Origin of the sequence: Buttiauxella sp. A111, assembly GCF_014189855.1 — a bacterium.
In the GTDB taxonomy this organism is placed as follows: domain Bacteria; phylum Pseudomonadota; class Gammaproteobacteria; order Enterobacterales; family Enterobacteriaceae; genus Buttiauxella; species Buttiauxella selenatireducens.
Window position 1 is genome coordinate 579618 of the sequence record NZ_BJFN01000002.1, and the last position, 15961, is coordinate 595578.

At 52.0% G+C, this 15961-nt stretch carries 12 protein-coding genes; 6 read left to right on the top strand and 6 right to left on the bottom strand.

All coding sequences use genetic code 11. The annotated features are described in order from the left end of the window. Positions 1-46: 46 nt before the first annotated feature. Positions 47-2437 (bottom strand): beta-N-acetylhexosaminidase, encoded by a 2391-nt coding sequence (locus BSPA111_RS08705; protein ID WP_183270764.1) that lies wholly within the window; start codon positions 2435-2437, stop codon positions 47-49. 286 nt (positions 2438-2723) lie between these two features. Continuing rightward, on the bottom strand, positions 2724-5435 hold the full coding sequence (mgtA, locus tag BSPA111_RS08710) for a magnesium-translocating P-type ATPase (RefSeq protein ID WP_183270881.1): 2712 nt from the start codon (positions 5433-5435) through the stop codon (positions 2724-2726). 523 nt (positions 5436-5958) lie between these two features. Here mgtA and treR point away from each other — a divergent pair. The 5 genes from treR (at position 5959) to nrdG (ending at position 13379) form a co-directional block, all read left to right on the top strand. After that, a complete protein-coding gene (treR, locus tag BSPA111_RS08715) occupies positions 5959-6906 on the top strand; it encodes a trehalose operon repressor TreR (RefSeq protein ID WP_183270765.1) in 948 nt (315 codons plus the stop codon). A gap of 117 nt (positions 6907-7023) precedes the next feature. After that, the gene (treB, locus tag BSPA111_RS08720) at positions 7024-8442 is read left to right on the top strand and encodes a PTS trehalose transporter subunit IIBC (protein WP_183270766.1); all 1419 of its coding nucleotides are present in this window, start codon (positions 7024-7026) and stop codon (positions 8440-8442) included. A 45-nt stretch (positions 8443-8487) separates the two neighbouring features. Further along, positions 8488-10137, top strand: a complete 1650-nt coding sequence (treC, locus tag BSPA111_RS08725; RefSeq protein ID WP_183270767.1) for an alpha,alpha-phosphotrehalase — start codon at positions 8488-8490, stop codon at positions 10135-10137. A 399-nt stretch (positions 10138-10536) separates the two neighbouring features. Beyond that, complete coding sequence (nrdD, locus tag BSPA111_RS08730) at positions 10537-12672, top strand: anaerobic ribonucleoside-triphosphate reductase (protein WP_183270768.1); 2136 nt, start codon at positions 10537-10539, stop codon at positions 12670-12672. Positions 12673-12914: 242 nt separating this feature from the next. Next, complete coding sequence (nrdG, locus tag BSPA111_RS08735; RefSeq protein ID WP_183270769.1) at positions 12915-13379, top strand: anaerobic ribonucleoside-triphosphate reductase-activating protein; 465 nt, start codon at positions 12915-12917, stop codon at positions 13377-13379. A 31-nt stretch (positions 13380-13410) separates the two neighbouring features. On the opposite strand, the gene BSPA111_RS08740 is transcribed toward nrdG, so the two are convergent. Then, positions 13411-14052, bottom strand: a complete 642-nt coding sequence (locus tag BSPA111_RS08740) for an NAD(P)H-binding protein (protein WP_183270770.1) — start codon at positions 14050-14052, stop codon at positions 13411-13413. A 15-nt stretch (positions 14053-14067) separates the two neighbouring features. Beyond that, a complete protein-coding gene (locus BSPA111_RS08745) occupies positions 14068-14514 on the bottom strand; it encodes a YhbP family protein (RefSeq protein WP_183270771.1) in 447 nt (148 codons plus the stop codon). Positions 14515-14567: 53 nt separating this feature from the next. Between BSPA111_RS08745 and BSPA111_RS08750 the strand changes: the two genes are divergently transcribed. Further along, entirely contained in the window at positions 14568-14855 is a 288-nt protein-coding gene (locus tag BSPA111_RS08750) for a GIY-YIG nuclease family protein (RefSeq protein ID WP_183270772.1), read from the top strand. Positions 14856-14859: 4 nt separating this feature from the next. Here BSPA111_RS08750 and BSPA111_RS08755 read toward each other — a convergent pair whose 3' ends face one another. After that, a complete protein-coding gene (locus BSPA111_RS08755) occupies positions 14860-15366 on the bottom strand; it encodes a GNAT family N-acetyltransferase (protein WP_183270773.1) in 507 nt (168 codons plus the stop codon). Next, entirely contained in the window at positions 15360-15884 is a 525-nt protein-coding gene (locus tag BSPA111_RS08760; RefSeq protein ID WP_183270774.1) for an SCP2 domain-containing protein, read from the bottom strand. Before BSPA111_RS08760 ends, BSPA111_RS08755 begins: the two co-directional genes overlap by 7 nt. Positions 15885-15961: the final 77 nt, after the last annotated feature.

Here is a 15961-nt window from a genome sequence, read left to right on the forward strand (position 1 = left end):
ATGTAGTGGCGGGTGAATTAAACCAACCCGCCCTACAAATACCGATTTACTTCACACACGCCCGCAAGAGTTTCTGCAACGGATAAACCGCCGCAATCACGACTTCATCCTGTGTTTGTGCTGCGTCATCGAGCTGTTTTTGAATCGCATGAGATTCGTCCGCACTCAACGTCCCCTGTTTCGCCACCAGATCCGTTAACCGCAGCCCCATGCCCGCGAGTTTATCGACATTCTCAGCCACCGGTTTTAATGCCTTGAGCTGGTAATTCCCGTCGATAAGTTCCAGCACATCTGAGGTGTTACTCTGCCAGCGCGCAAAGGTATGGCGCAGAGAATCCGCGCTGTTACCGTCTTCCGGATCGGCGATGAGCTTATCGACCCAGCGATCCAGCGCCCGCACCTGCATACTTTCTGCACCTAACGCATCCGCAAAACGGTTTAGCGGTTCGAAGTGATGGTAATTTCCCGCCTGGAATTTCAGATGCTGGCGCGTGTAGTACTGCGCCGGTTCAACGGCCTGAGCCAAAATTTGTAGCGGCATAATGTCCGGCGTGCCCGCAAGGCGCGTCAGCTGTTGAGCGGCCGCTGTGTGCTGCTGCAAACCAACAGATACGCTCGACCAGGCGTCTATCGCCTGCAAACGCTGGTACATGTTATCGATGTCTTTCACGTCTTCTGTCGACCATAAGCGTTCTGCCACCGCAAACGTGCGCGGCCACAGTTTGATATCCAGCAATGGCGATATCACGTTTTCAGCCCAAAGAGCCGCTTCGCCGCCGAGAATATTGCTCATCTGTTCAGGCGTTGGCACCACCGGTTGGATGCCATCCGGGATATTATCCAGTTTCTGGCCGGTGGCCGGATAACGCACGTTGCCCACCAGCAAATAACCGCTCAATTTATCGTTATCAAGGGTGAGTACCGGACGCGTTTCCCCCATCCAGGTATCAACGGTAAAGGTCACTTGAGTCGGACTTAACCACTCAATATCACGCACCGCACGACGGGATTTTCCTTTGAAGTCGATGAATCCACGCCACGCAGATTTGCTGCTCACGAGTGTAAAACTGCCTTCTACTGCTTTGCCTTTCAGACGCGGCATACTGAAGAACCAACTCTGCGCGCTATCTGCATCGGTAATATTATCGATGCCATTGAGCCCTTGCGGCAGGATCTCATTGCGGTAGTGGTATGCGGTCGATTGCGGCTGATCAACGTAAAATCCGGTAGAGAGGATGCCTTTATAACCGTTCGCCGCAACCGCCCCTAAAGCGTCCTGCCCTTGCCAGGATTGGATCAGGATATTTTTCGGTAATTCAGGGTGATAGATCTCATCCCACCCCATCATCTGACGATGATGTTTTTCGAGAATTTTTTCCAGCCGCTGGTTGAAGTAAGTCTGCAAGGCGTGGGTGTCAGCCAGATTATGCTGCTTCATAAACGCCTGAATTTGTGGCGATGCAGCCCACTGCGAATCATCAACTTCGTCACCGCCAATGTGCAAATAGCTGTCCGGGAAAATAGCGGTCAGCTCACCAATCAGCGTATCAACAAATTTATAGGCGGCTTCGTTGGTTGGGTTAAGCAGCGGTTTTAACACGCCCCAATGGCGTTCCATTTGATACGGCCCCGGCGCACTCATCAATTCTGGATAAGCCACCGCAATAGCGGAAGCGTGGCCCGGCAAGTCCATTTCTGGCACCACGCGAATCCCCAGTGAAGTGGCATAGCGCACCACTTCTTTCATCTGCGCCTGGGTGTAAAAATCCCCGTCACTGGCCAGTTGCTGCAATTTTGGATACGCGGTGGACGCAAAGCGCCAGCCCTGGTCGTCCGTCAAATGCCAGTGAAAGACGTTCATTTTGGCGGCTGCCATGCCGTCTAACTGACGCAGAATATCTTTGATGGGCATGAAATGACGCGCGGAATCGACTAACAAGCCACGCCACGGGAAACGCGGTTTATCTTTGATGACGACAAACGGAATCGCGGTATTTTCCGGGCCATTCTGAATCAGCTGTAACAGGGTTTCCATGCCGCGCATGGCACCAAAACGCGTGTTTGCCGTGAGCTTCACGCCTTCTGCGGTAACGCTTAATTCGTAGCTTTCATCGCTGTCGAGTTTCGGTAAAGGGGCAACGGCTGTTTTGATTTGGATATCAATGGTGGGTTTGTCTGGATTGGCCTGTGCCGGTTGCAGTTGCCAGCCGGTCTGTTGGGAAATTCGCTGACGCCAGCGCTCTGTGGCATTGGTAAGTTTATCGCCGCTAATTTTGATGGAGATGGCGTTATCAAGAACCAGCGATCCTTCCGCTGCCGGGCGGTCAACTTGCTGCGGCCAGGGCATTAACGGCAGATCGCCTGCCGGTGCCGCCCAAGCCTGGCAAGTTGCCGCAATGCAACCAGCCAGCAAGCTCAAACGTATTGATTTAAACATGAATATTCCTTTAACAGTGACGGGCCAGAAATCAGCAAAACACTCTGGTAACACGTATAGCCAATAGATTTCGAGGTGCAGGAAGGCGGCAAGCGAACGAGTCCCGATGAACTTAGTAAACTAAGTGATTCGGGTGAGTGAGCGCAGCCAACGCATCTGCAACTTGAAAGATGACGGCTATAGAAATATTCATCAAGACTATGGAAGGAAATGGCGAGATGCCGATCACATCTCGCTGATATTAACTATACCCATTAGCATTCGAGTTGCATGGGGATTGGGTAGATTACTGCCAGCCGTAGCGGCGGCTAAAGAAGCCCTTCATACACTGGGTGAGCGTCATATATCCCGCAAGGATTGCAATCAGCCATGGGAAGTAGCTCAGCGGCAGCGCCTGAAGTTGCAGGTAGCTTGCCAGCGGAGTGAACGGCAGGCTAACCCCGACTACCATCACCACCAGCGTCATGATCATTAATGGCCACGCTGCACGACTCTGAATGAACGGAATCCGACGGGTACGAATCATATGCACAATCAATGTTTGCGACAGCAGGCCCACCACAAACCAACCGGTCTGGAACAGGGTTTGCATTTCCGGCACGTTAGCCTTGAACACCCACCACATGACGCAAAATGTCAGAATGTCGAAGATAGAACTGATTGGCCCGAAGAACACCATAAAGCGTCCTAAGTCTGCCGGGTTCCAGCGCTGTGGTTTCTTGATTTGCTCGTCATCGACGTTATCGAACGGAATCGCCACCTGGGAGACATCGTACAGCAGGTTCTGAATCAGTAAGTGCAGAGGCAACATCGGCAGGAACGGCAGGAAGGCGCTGGCCACCAGCACGCTGAACACGTTACCGAAGTTAGAACTGGCGGTCATTTTGATGTATTTCAGCATGTTGGCGAAGGTTCTGCGCCCTTCAATCACGCCCTCTTCCAGCACCATCAGGCTTTTTTCCAGCAGTATGATATCGGCTGCTTCACGAGCAATATCCACCGCGCCATCCACTGAAATGCCAATGTCGGCCGCACGTAATGCCGGTGCGTCGTTGATACCATCACCCATAAAGCCCACCACATGCCCTTCTCCACGCAGCAGGCGCACAATGCGCTCTTTGTGCATAGGTGTCAGGCGGGCAAACAGTGTGGTGCGTAATGCCAGAGCGGCAAGGTCAACATCTGCCATATTCTCGATTTCGCTGCCGATGACAACTTCACCCACATCCAGCCCGACTTCGCGGCACACTTTCGCGGCGACCAGTTCGCTGTCACCGGTCAGGATCTTCACGGTGATACCGCTTTCTTTTAGCGCTTTCAAGGCTGGTGCGGTGGTTTCTTTCGGTGGATCCAGGAACGCGATGTAGCCTTCGAGGATCAGGTCAGATTCATCAACGCGGCCGTAATCCTCACAACGCGCAGGCAGGAATTTGGTGGCAACGGCCACCACACGCAAACCCTGGCGGTTCAGATCGTCGGTCACACGGCGAATGCGCGCCAGCAGGGAATCGCTAAGCGGCACGATTTCATCACCGTAGCGAACTTGCGTACACACATTGAGGATCTCCTGTAACGCGCCTTTGCAGATCAACTGATGCACTTCCGGCTGCTCAGAGACCACCACTGACATGCGGCGGCGTTCAAAGTCGAATGGGATCTCATCCACTTTTTGCCAGCGTGCTGCGGCGTCGCGCGCACTCTCTTCTTCAACGCCTTCCAGTACCGCCACATCCAGCAGGTTTTTCAGCCCGGTCTGGTAATGGCTGTTAAGCCAGGCGGTATGCAAAACATGGTTGCTCACCGCACCGAGAATATCGGTGTGAGATTCCAGAACAATGCGGTCTTGCGTCAGCGTGCCGGTTTTATCGGTGCACAGAATATCCATTGCACCAAAGTTCTGAATCGCGTCAAGGTGCTTGACGATCACTTTCTGTTTAGAGAGTTTTACCGCACCGCGAGCCAGCGTCGAGGTGACGATCATCGGCAGCATTTCCGGCGTCAAACCCACTGCGACAGAGAGCGAGAACAGCGCCGCCTCCCACCAGTCACCTTTAGTGAAGCCGTTAATCAGCAATACGATAGGCGTCATCACCAGCATGAAGCGGATAAGCACCCAGCTCACACGACTGATCCCTTTCTGGAACGCATTCGGCTCGCTTTCTTGTTGAGTGACACGCCCGGCCAGTTGGCCAAACCAGGTGTTGCCACCGGTGGCAATAATCATCGCCAGCGCCGTTCCGCTCACGACGTTGGTGCCCATAAAGCACAACGTGTCGCATTCCAGCGGGTTGTTGTGTGACATATCACGGGCGACCGCGACCTTTTCAACCGGTAACGATTCGCCAGTGAGTGACGCCTGGCTGACGAAAAGATCGCGCGCCTGTAACACACGTAGATCCGCCGGGATCATGTCTCCTGCGGCAAGTTTCACGATATCGCCCGGCACCAGCTTATCGAGCGAGATTTCTACAAACGCATTTTCGCCGTTTTCATTAACCACACGCAGCACGGTCGCGGTGTTGCTGACCATCGCTTTTAAGGTATCCGCCGCTTTGGTGGAGCGCGCTTCCTGAACGAAGTTCAGCAAGGTCGCAATCACTACCATCAGTGCTATCACGCCTGCGGCAAAAAGATCCTCAGTCGAGTAGGAGAAAATGCCAAGAATAGTCAGTAAGAGATTGAAAGGATTCCGGTAGCACAGCCACAGATGAACCCACCAAGGCGACGCTTTCTGCGCCGGGATTTGGTTTGGGCCATGACGTTCGATAGCACTTTCAACTTCCCGCGCATTCAACCCTTCAGGATGGCTCTGGAAATCGCGATACAGTTGTTCGTCAGAAGCTGCGGCATATTTCAGGCAGGATTCGCTCAGAGAAGCGGGTATCTCTTGTGCCTGTGCAACGGTGTTGTCGTCCAGCATCAGGTCGCGTTGGATCAAGCGACGAGGCAGGTGACGGCTAAGTTGTGCAAACAACTGCCGGGTCAGATTTTTTAACAGCATAATAGTCCCTCGGCACCACGATTTGCGGTACCTGGTGACATGCAGGCGCGGCTATTCCTTGCCTTGCAGGCCAATTTTTTCATCAGCAGGGACATCATCGAACAGGATGATAGACCAAAATAATTCGGCTACAGGGTGGGCGAACGCCAGCGATTCCCGATGAACTTACAAGGGTAAGTTTTTCGGGTTAACGCGCACAACCAATACATCTGTAACTTGAAGTATGATGGGTAGAGTCACTGCCTTACGTGTTCCGGTAAGGCAGCCACTTCAAAGAAGAGTGTCTTACCGGATGGTTCCTGTCATTACAGGTTTTGGACTGGGATCAGGTTCCATGTCGCCTCCGGTTAAAGAATATGGGATGCTTTCATTACGCAACTGGGCACAATGAAAGTGCGTATATCTTACTCCTGCCTATCTAAACGTTACGTAAACCAGATTTTGTCCTTTTGTCGTTTGTTGGATGCCGCGAGTTTAATGTATAAATCTCCAGTTGTTGAAAACCGGGAAAACCAGAACAATGCAAAACCGTCTCACCATCAAAGACATCGCGCGTTTAAGCGGTGTGGGTAAATCCACTGTCTCACGAGTTCTGAATAATGAAAGCGGGGTCAGTGCCCGTACACGTGAGCGCGTGGAAGCGGTGATGCAGCAAGAAGGTTTCTCCCCTTCTCGTTCGGCACGCGCCATGCGTGGGCAGAGCGATAAAGTGGTCGCCATTATTGTGACGCGTCTGGACTCGCTATCGGAAAACCTCGCGGTGCAAACCATGCTGCCGTCGCTCTATGAGCAAGGGTACGATCCGATCATGATGGAAAGTCAGTTTTCCCCAAAACTGGTTGAAGAGCATTTGGGTATATTGCAGCGTCGTAACATCGACGGCGTGATTTTGTTTGGTTTCACCGGTATCAACGAGAAAATTTTGCAGACGTGGCAGTCGACGCTTGTTCTGATGGCCAGAGACGCCAAAGGGTTTGCCTCAGTGTGTTATGACGATGAGGGGGCCATCAATATTTTGATGTCACATCTGTATGAACAAGGTCATCGTCAGATAAGCTTCCTCGGTGTTCCCCATAGTGATGTCACTACCGGTTTCCGTCGCCATCAGGCCTATCTTGCATTCTGCGAAACCCACCAGCTGAATCCTAACTTTGTGCTGCCAGGCCTGGCCATGAAGCAGGGCTATGATCATGTTGAGGAAGTGCTGACGCCCGATACCACCGCCCTGGTGTGTGCCACCGATACTCTCGCTTTGGGTGCCAGTAAATACCTGCAAGAACATCAACATACCAGCCTGCAACTGGCGAGCGTCGGCAGCACACCGCTGATGAAATTCCTCCATCCAGAGATTGTCACCGTTGATCCTGGCTACGCTGAAGCGGGCCGTCAGGCCGCAAGGCAATTGATCGGCCAAATCACACAAACGTGCAATCTACGGCAGATCGTTATCCCTGGATCATTGCAGTAATCTCCCCTCGTTTACGGTTTATTGTGATCGTCGCCTTGTTTCGGGAACGTTCCCATTTTCGAAAAAAAGATTAAAAGATAACCTTGCCGGCAGATAACAACACCTCGGGACATCATCATGACCAAAGTGAAACAACAGGATATAGACAAGCTGATTGACCTGGTCGGCGGGCGCGAGAATATCGCAACCGTCAGTCATTGCATTACGCGACTGCGCTTTGTGCTCAACGATCCCGCCATTGCCAGGCCAAAAGAGATCGAAGAGCTGCCGATGGTCAAAGGCTGCTTTACGAATGCCGGGCAGTTCCAGGTGGTGATTGGCCCAGAGGTGGGTGATTACTATCAGGCGTTGATCGCCACCAGTGGTCACAGTCATTCAGACAAAGAACAAGCCAAACTCGCGGCACGCCAGAACATGAAATGGCATGAGCAGTTGATCTCCCATTTCGCGGAGATCTTCTTCCCTCTGTTACCGGCCTTGATAAGCGGCGGCTTGATCTTAGGTTTCCGCAATGTGATCGGCGATTTGCCGATGAGCAACGGGCAGACGCTTGCGCAAATGTACCCGTCGCTGCAATCGATTTATAACTTTTTATGGCTGATTGGCGAGGCGATATTCTTCTATTTGCCGGTCGGTATTTGCTGGTCTGCTGTGCGAAAAGTGGGTGGGACACCTATCCTTGGGATAGTACTTGGCGTCACGCTGGTATCACCGCAGCTGATGAATGCCTATGAATTAGGTAGCAAAATTCCTGAAGTGTGGAACTTTGGCCTGTTTACCATCGAGAAAGTGGGCTACCAGGCGCAGGTGATCCCCGCGTTGCTGGCGGGCCTGGCTTTGGGCTTTATTGAGACGCGTCTGAAACGCATCGTGCCAGATTACCTCTATCTTGTAGTAGTGCCTGTGTGTTCACTGATTCTGGCGGTATTCCTGGCACATGCATTTATCGGCCCGTTTGGCCGCTGGATTGGTGACGGTGTGGCATTTGCGGTTCGCCACTTGATGACCGGCAGTTTTGCCCCGATTGGTGCCGCGCTGTTTGGCTTCCTGTACGCACCGCTTGTGATTACCGGTGTACATCAGACAACGCTCGCCATTGATATGCAGATGATTCAGAGCATGGGCGGAACGCCTGTTTGGCCACTGATCGCGCTGTCGAACATTGCTCAGGCATCCGCAGTCGTCGGCATCATTATTTGTAGCCGTAAACATAACGAGCGTGAGATTTCCGTTCCGGCGGCGATTTCGGCCTACCTCGGCGTGACCGAACCGGCGATGTACGGCATCAACCTGAAATACCGATTCCCAATGCTGTGCGCAATGATCGGCTCAGGTATGGCTGGCTTGCTGTGTGGTTTGAGCGGCGTGATGGCGAATGGGATTGGCGTTGGCGGCTTGCCGGGCATTTTGTCCATTCAGCCGCGTTACTGGGAAGTGTATTCCCTCGCAATTCTGATCGCCGTGATCGTGCCGATTGTATTGACCAGCGTGATGTATAAACGCAGACAACGTCAGGGCACGCTGTTAGTGGTTTAGTTTTTATCGGGGCCGTAAGCGGCCCCTTCGCTTTAGGAAGGCTTTATGAATACAACCTGGTGGCAACATGGCGTCATCTACCAAATCTACCCGAAGAGTTTTCAGGATACGACTGGCAATGGAACCGGTGACTTAATCGGTGTTATTAAGCGCCTTGATTATCTCAAACTGCTGGGCGTTGATGCTATTTGGCTGACGCCGTTTTATGTCTCGCCGCAGATCGATAATGGCTATGACGTGGCAAACTACTGTGCAATCGATCATACCTACGGCACGTTGGATGACTTTGATTTGCTGGTAGCAGGTGCTCATGAACGCGGCATTCGCATCATTCTGGATATGGTGTTTAACCATACTTCCACACAGCATGCCTGGTTCCATGAGTCGCTGAACAAAGAAAGTCCGTACCGCGAATTTTATATCTGGCGTGACGGTACGCCGGACATTTTGCCCAACAACTGGCGCTCTAAATTCGGCGGTAATGCCTGGCGCTGGCACGCAGAGAGCGGCCAGTATTATCTGCACCTGTTTGCGCCGGAGCAGGCGGATCTCAACTGGGAAAACCCGCAGGTGCGCGCCGAGCTGAAAAAGGTCTGCGAATTCTGGGCCGATCGTGGCGTGGATGGTTTACGTCTTGATGTGATCAACCTGATATCGAAAGACCAGGATTTCCCGAACGATATTGAAAGTGGCGACGGGCGGCGTTTTTACACCGACGGGCCACGGGTCCATGAATATCTACAAGAAATGAGCCGCGATGTGTTTGTCCCACGTGGGCTGATGACCGTAGGCGAAATGTCCTCCACCACGCTCGATAACTGCCAGCAATATGCCGCGCTTAATAGCAATGAACTGTCGATGACGTTCAACTTCCATCATCTGAAAGTGGATTATCCTGGCGGGCAAAAATGGACCCTGGCAGCGCCTGATTACGTCGCGCTGAAAGCCATTTTCAGCCACTGGCAGCAGGGCATGCACAACGTCGCATGGAATGCGTTGTTCTGGTGTAACCACGATCAGCCGCGCATTGTGTCGCGCTTTGGTGACGAAGGTGAACTGCGTGTTCCGGCGGCGAAAATGTTGGCGATGGTGCTGCACGGCATGCAAGGTACGCCGTATATCTATCAGGGCGAAGAGCTGGGGATGACCAATCCGCATTTCAAACGCATCATTGATTACCGCGATGTCGAAAGTCATAACATGTACGCCGAGCTACGCGCGCAGGGCCGGGACAGCGATAATCTGTTGGCGATCCTCGCCAGTAAATCGCGCGATAACAGCCGTACGCCGATGCAGTGGGACGAGGGTGAAAACGCAGGATTTACCACCGGCACGCCATGGATCAACCTGAGTGATAACTATCAAACCATCAATGCCAAAGCAGCAGTGAATGACCCTGACTCCGTGTTTTATGCCTATCAGCAACTGATTAAATTGCGTAAGGCTAACCCTATCTTCACCTGGGGTAACTATCAGGACTTACTGCCAGAACATCCGTATTTGTGGTGTTATCGTCGCGAATGGCAAGGGCAAACGCTGATTGTTGCCGCAAACCTTAGCCGTGAGAATCAGTGGTGGATGCCAGAAGCCTTCGAAGGCAACTGGGAAGTGCTGATGAAGAACTACGCTGATGCGGCACCTAACCCTGGCGAGATGAGCTTAAGGCCATTTGAAGCGGTTTATTGGTTGCAGTAATAATCTGCTCCTGGTGAGGTCTGTTCGTTCAGACATACCTCACCAAAATCTTTCATTGATGAGTTATGCCTCGCAAGCTGGCGAGTATTTCTCCGAAAAAACTCCTCCGCATTTTTGCTCATCCCCTTCCTTCCTGCACCGCTCAAATTACTTTGTCCTGAATCAATAAAATCACAAACATCTTTGATGCAAATCACTACATATAGACCTTAAAATGCACTCCGGCCCAATATGTTGTATTTATCGACTACTATAATGATGCAGCCCACAGCATAACTCTGGGGATTAACTGTGGATAAAGTGGGCCGAAATCCGGAAGTCTTTGGCAATACTCACCTATATCTGCTTCCGGGCTGTTACATCCTTTTGTGGATAACCTATTTTAAAAACGGAGAGATCATGACACCGCATGTGATGAAAAGAGACGGGTGCAAAGTGCCTTTCACATCAGAGCGCATTAAAGAAGCTATTCTTCGTGCAGCTAAAGCAGCGGGAGTCGATGACGCAGACTATTGCGCCACCGTCGCAGATATTGTGCGTGCTCAGATGGAAGGCCGCAGTCAGGTTGATATTCGCGAAATCCAGACTGCCGTTGAAAACCAACTGATGGCGGGCGACTACAAGCAACTGGCACGCGCTTACATCGAATATCGCCATGATCGTGATATTGAACGCGAGAAACGTGGCCGCTTAAACCAGGAAATCCGTGGCCTGGTAGAACAAACGAACTCCGCCTTGCTCAACGAAAATGCGAACAAAGACAGCAAGGTTATCCCGACTCAGCGTGACCTGTTAGCTGGGATTGTGGCAAAACACTATGCTTCACAGCATTTGTTGCCACGTGATGTGGTGCTGGCGCACGAGCGTGGCGATATCCACTATCACGATCTGGATTACTCACCGTTCTTCCCAATGTTTAACTGCATGCTTATCGATCTCAAAGGTATGCTGACGCATGGCTTTAAGATGGGTAATGCTGAAATTGAGCCACCCAAGTCCATCTCTACCGCTACGGCGGTAACGGCACAAATCATTGCCCAGGTTGCCAGCCACATTTACGGTGGCACCACCATCAACCGTATTGATGAAGTGCTCGCACCGTTTGTCACCGCAAGCTTCGAAAAACATCGTCAGACGGCTGAAGAATGGCAGATCCCGGATGCCGAAGGTTATGCGCTTTCCCGTACTGAGAAAGAGTGTTACGACGCCTTCCAGTCACTGGAATATGAAGTGAATACGCTGCACACCGCTAATGGCCAAACGCCATTTGTGACCTTCGGTTTTGGTCTGGGAACCAGTTGGGAATCGCGCCTGATTCAGACCTCTATTCTGCGTAATCGCATTGCAGGTCTGGGTAAAAACCGCAAAACGGCCGTGTTCCCGAAACTGGTCTTCGCGATTAAAGATGGCCTGAACCACAAAGCTGGCGATGCGAACTACGACATCAAGCAGCTGGCTCTGGAATGCGCCAGCAAGCGCATGTACCCAGATATCCTGAACTATGACCAGGTTGTGAAAGTGACCGGTTCGTTCAAAACGCCGATGGGCTGCCGTAGTTTCCTCGGCGTGTATGAAGAAAACGGCGAGCAAATTCACGATGGCCGTAACAACATCGGCGTTATCAGCCTTAACTTGCCGCGTATCGCGCTGGAAGCCAAAGGCGACGAAGCGACTTTCTGGACGCTTCTTGATGACCGCCTGGAGCTGGCCTATAAAGCCCTGATGACGCGTATTGCCCGTCTGGAAGGTGTGAAAGCTCGCGTTGCGCCAATCCTGTATATGGAAGGGGCTTGCGGCGTGCGCCTGAAAGCGGACGACGACGTTTCTGAGATCTTCAAAAATGGCCGTGCGTCTATTTCCCTCGGTTATATCGGCATCCACGAAACAGTGAATGCGTTGTTTGGCAATCAGCACGTTTACGACAGCGAAGAGCTGCGCGCGAAAGCGGTGGCGATTGTTGAGCGTCTGCGTCAGGCAACTGACAGCTGGAAAGAAGAAACCGGCTACGGCTTCAGCCTTTACAGCACACCAAGTGAAAACCTGTGCGATCGCTTCTGCCGCCTTGATACCGCTGAATTTGGTGTGGTACCTGGCGTGACCGATAAAGGTTACTACACCAACAGCTTCCACTTAGACGTTGAGAAGAAAGTTAACCCTTACGACAAAATCGACTTTGAAGCCGCGTATCCGCCTGTCGCTAACGGTGGCTTCATCTGCTACGGCGAATATCCTAATATTCAGCACAACCTGAAAGCGTTGGAAGATGTCTGGGATTATAGCTACCAGCACGTTCCGTATTACGGCACCAACACGCCAATTGATGAGTGCTACGAGTGCGGCTTTACCGGTGAGTTTGAATGCACCAGCAAAGGCTTCACCTGCCCGAAATGCGGCAACCACGATGCGGCTCGCGTCTCCGTCACCCGTAGGGTTTGTGGCTACCTCGGCAGCCCGGATGCCCGTCCGTTTAACGCCGGTAAGCAAGAAGAAGTGAAGCGCCGCGTGAAGCATTTGGGTAACGGGCAGATCGGCTAATCCTTCACACGATTTTTCCCCTCACCCTAACCCTCTCCCTCAAGGGAGAGGGGATTGCCCGACACTGTTTTCACCCTCGCTCTCTGGAAGAGGGATTGCCCGGCACTGTTTTCACCTCGCTCTCTGGGAGAGGGATTGCCCGGCACTGTTTTCCCCTCTCCTTCTGGGCGGTACTTTTTCCCCCTTTCCCCGTGGGAGAGGGCCGGGGTGAGGGCACCAGCGTACTCATTAGAGAACCAGAAATGAATTATCATCAATACTACCCCGTCGACATCGTCAACGGACCAGGAACCCGCTGCACCCTGTTCGTTTCAGGCTGCGTGCATGAATGCCCTGGGTGCTACAACAAAAGCACCTGGCGGGTGAATTCAGGTATGGCTTTCACGCAGGAAATGGAAGACAGGATTATTGCCGATCTTAACGACACCCGCATTCGCCGCCAGGGATTATCACTTTCGGGTGGCGATCCGCTTCATCCACAAAATATTGCGGACGTCCTGAAACTCGTGAAGCGGGTACGTGAAGAATGCCCCGGTAAAGATATCTGGATGTGGACCGGTTATAAGCTTGATGAGTTAACTGCAGATCAGCGCGATGTGGTGGATTTGATTAACGTGCTTATCGACGGCAAATTCGTGCAGGATTTGAAAGACCCGTCACTCATCTGGCGCGGCAGCAGTAACCAGGTTGTTCATCATTTGCGATAAAGCCCGAAAGGGCTTTTTTTATCACCCACATTTAAGCCCGTGCGGCAATTTCCCGCAGCTCGCGCGAGTCGAGGATACTCACGGCTTCGTGTGAAGGGGAAATCGCTTCATGTAGCATGGCTTTCGCCACATCCCTTGCCTCAATAGACTTCCATTTTCCCGGCATGAGTTTAAACAGCGGTGCAAACAGCGATTCATTAAAACGCTGTGATTCACGATGCCCAAGCAGCATAGACGGGCGGGCAATGGTCAGGTGCGGCCACTCTTGTGCGATAAGCGCCTCTTCCATTTCCCCTTTCACCCGGTTGTAGAAAAACGGCGATTTACTGTTCGCACCGATAGCGCTGACCACCAGCATATGTTTTGCGCCCAGACGCAAGCCAGTTATCGCGGTATCCACCACCAGCGTGTAATCCGCTAATACAAAAGCCTCTTTGCTGCCGGCTTCTTTCATGGTGGTGCCGAGGCAGCAGAAAACCGTATCAAGCGGCTCGGTTAATTGGGTGAGCACATCGCTCAACTGGGGATCGTATAGATTGGTGACTTTGTTCATCGCAGGCAAGGGACGACGTGTTGCCGCGACGATGTGGTTGACTTGCGGCTCCCCGATCAACATGCGTAACAGATGTCCACCGATGAGGCCCGTAGCCCCTGTGAGTAAAACCTGGCTCATAAGATCTCCTGTCGCTTATTCACCAAGCTTAGTTTCATCTCGCAGCCAATGGAGTTTTTTCCCAAAACCGAGCGTGTTATCGGTCATTTTTATCTCATCAAGGCGAATTTCCCATACAGGAGCTTTCATCACTCTCGCCACCGGGAAGCGTTTGCAGTAACGACTACGCAGCGTTGCGGCTTCCGTTTCGTCGTCAATCAACGTGATTTCGCCACGAAACTGCACGCCACGAATTAATGCGACAGTTTTCGGCTGCCCGTTGACGGTTCCGGCGACATTGGCCTGTTTGCCAATCAGCTCGCCGTGCCGGGTGTGAGTTTCGCTCAACAGATAAAAAGCGATACGTTGTTCATCGAATAAATAAAACGCGTTGGCGCACCATAAATCGCCATTGCTGCCTACGCAGTAGGTCAGTACATGCTGTTTGTTCAGCCAACGACCGATGGCATCGAGAGTTTCCATGTGCAACCTGAAGAGTGATATTCTGCGGAAAACGTTAATTATGCGCCTGACTTATGTCTCCCTGGTATCTCTATTTAGTCCGCACCCTCGATAACCGTTTGTATACCGGCATCACTACCGATGTCGTGCGTCGTTTTGGTCAACACCAGTCTGGAAAAGGGGCGAAAGCGCTACGCGGAAAAGGTGAACTGAAATTGGCGTTTAGTCATCTGGTGGGCGATCGCTCATCAGCTTTGCGCCTGGAATACCGTATAAAACAGCTGACTAAAGCGCAGAAAGAGATGTTAGTGGCAGGGAAATTGTCTTTTGAAGATCTGTTGGCAGACCTTCAAAAGACATAGGGGATCAGAATTCGCGATTGAAATGATCGTGATATTCAACTAAACCCGAAACGCCATTAAGCGCATCATCAGCCAGCGGATGAATCAGGAAGTAAGCTTCGGTATCGGGCCAGGCGCAACGCAAACCATACTGCGCGGCGGGAACAAAACCGAAACGCTCGTACATCGCCGGTTCACCTAAAGTGACCACCGCTGCATAGCCAAATTCGTTGAGTGAATCCAGCCCTTCGTATACCAGTTTTTTTGCCAAACCCTGGCCGCGATAAGCTTCGTCTACCGCGAGTGGCGCCAGGCCAACCCACTGGAGTTCTTCACCCTCTACCGCAACGGGGCTAAAGGCAACATAACCGACCACCTGACCTTCGTCGTCGGTGGCAACAACGCCAAGCGTTAGCAGCCCGTCTTCTCGTAAAGCCTTAACCAAATCAGCTTCACCATTCCCGTTAAAGGAACGGCGAAGTAAGGCATCGATGCCAGGAGCATCAATGGGTATTTCTACACGAATTAACATGGCTCACCTACCGAGTTACTTTCTGGAGCAGGTTGATGTTTCATCCCTGCTTCGACAAAATCAGCCAGTTGCAGCAGCAGCATGCGTAATGGTTTAGGCATTGCATCCAGCTCAATGGCATCCATTAGATTTTTAACATACAGCCCAAGTTCTGTGTCACCTTCAATGACCAGACGACGCTGGAAAAACAAGGTATCTGGATCTTGCTTACGTGCGGCGATCATCAGCAGATCGTTGGCGGTTGCACTGAAGCTGACATCTGCTGGGGCATCTTCACGCACTACCAGTTTATTATCTTGTACCGAAGTAAACCACTTCAGACCGAGGTCGCGCACTTCAATACTCAACCAGCGTCCCTCAAGAAATTCGAGTTCACCCTCTTCCATCGCCTGACGAAACTGCCAGCCAAGCACCTGCTCAAGCACCTGCCGCTTTAGAGCAAAGGGCGTCAATTTAACCGGTGTTCTTAACAGTGACGGGCCACGATGGACCAGGCGTGAGCGCAATTTATCCAGCACGAGCTTTACTCCTTGAGAAATTTAACCGCTATTTTGCCACACCAACCATTCTCTGTAGCGGTGCAAATCAACAATTG

What these genes read in the sequence shown, in the direction of transcription:
- BSPA111_RS08755 (WP_183270773.1), bottom strand. Translation starts at nt 15,366, where the DNA reads ATGTTAATTCGTGTAGAAATACCCATTGATGCTCCTGGCATCGATGCC.
- treC (WP_183270767.1), top strand. Translation starts at nt 8,488, where the DNA reads ATGAATACAACCTGGTGGCAACATGGCGTCATCTACCAAATCTACCCG.
- BSPA111_RS08705 (WP_183270764.1), bottom strand. Translation starts at nt 2,437, where the DNA reads ATGTTTAAATCAATACGTTTGAGCTTGCTGGCTGGTTGCATTGCGGCA.
- nrdG (WP_183270769.1), top strand. Translation starts at nt 12,915, where the DNA reads ATGAATTATCATCAATACTACCCCGTCGACATCGTCAACGGACCAGGA.
- BSPA111_RS08745 (WP_183270771.1), bottom strand. Translation starts at nt 14,514, where the DNA reads ATGGAAACTCTCGATGCCATCGGTCGTTGGCTGAACAAACAGCATGTA.
- treB (WP_183270766.1), top strand. Translation starts at nt 7,024, where the DNA reads ATGACCAAAGTGAAACAACAGGATATAGACAAGCTGATTGACCTGGTC.
- nrdD (WP_183270768.1), top strand. Translation starts at nt 10,537, where the DNA reads ATGACACCGCATGTGATGAAAAGAGACGGGTGCAAAGTGCCTTTCACA.
- BSPA111_RS08740 (WP_183270770.1), bottom strand. Translation starts at nt 14,052, where the DNA reads ATGAGCCAGGTTTTACTCACAGGGGCTACGGGCCTCATCGGTGGACAT.
- BSPA111_RS08750 (WP_183270772.1), top strand. Translation starts at nt 14,568, where the DNA reads ATGTCTCCCTGGTATCTCTATTTAGTCCGCACCCTCGATAACCGTTTG.
- treR (WP_183270765.1), top strand. Translation starts at nt 5,959, where the DNA reads ATGCAAAACCGTCTCACCATCAAAGACATCGCGCGTTTAAGCGGTGTG.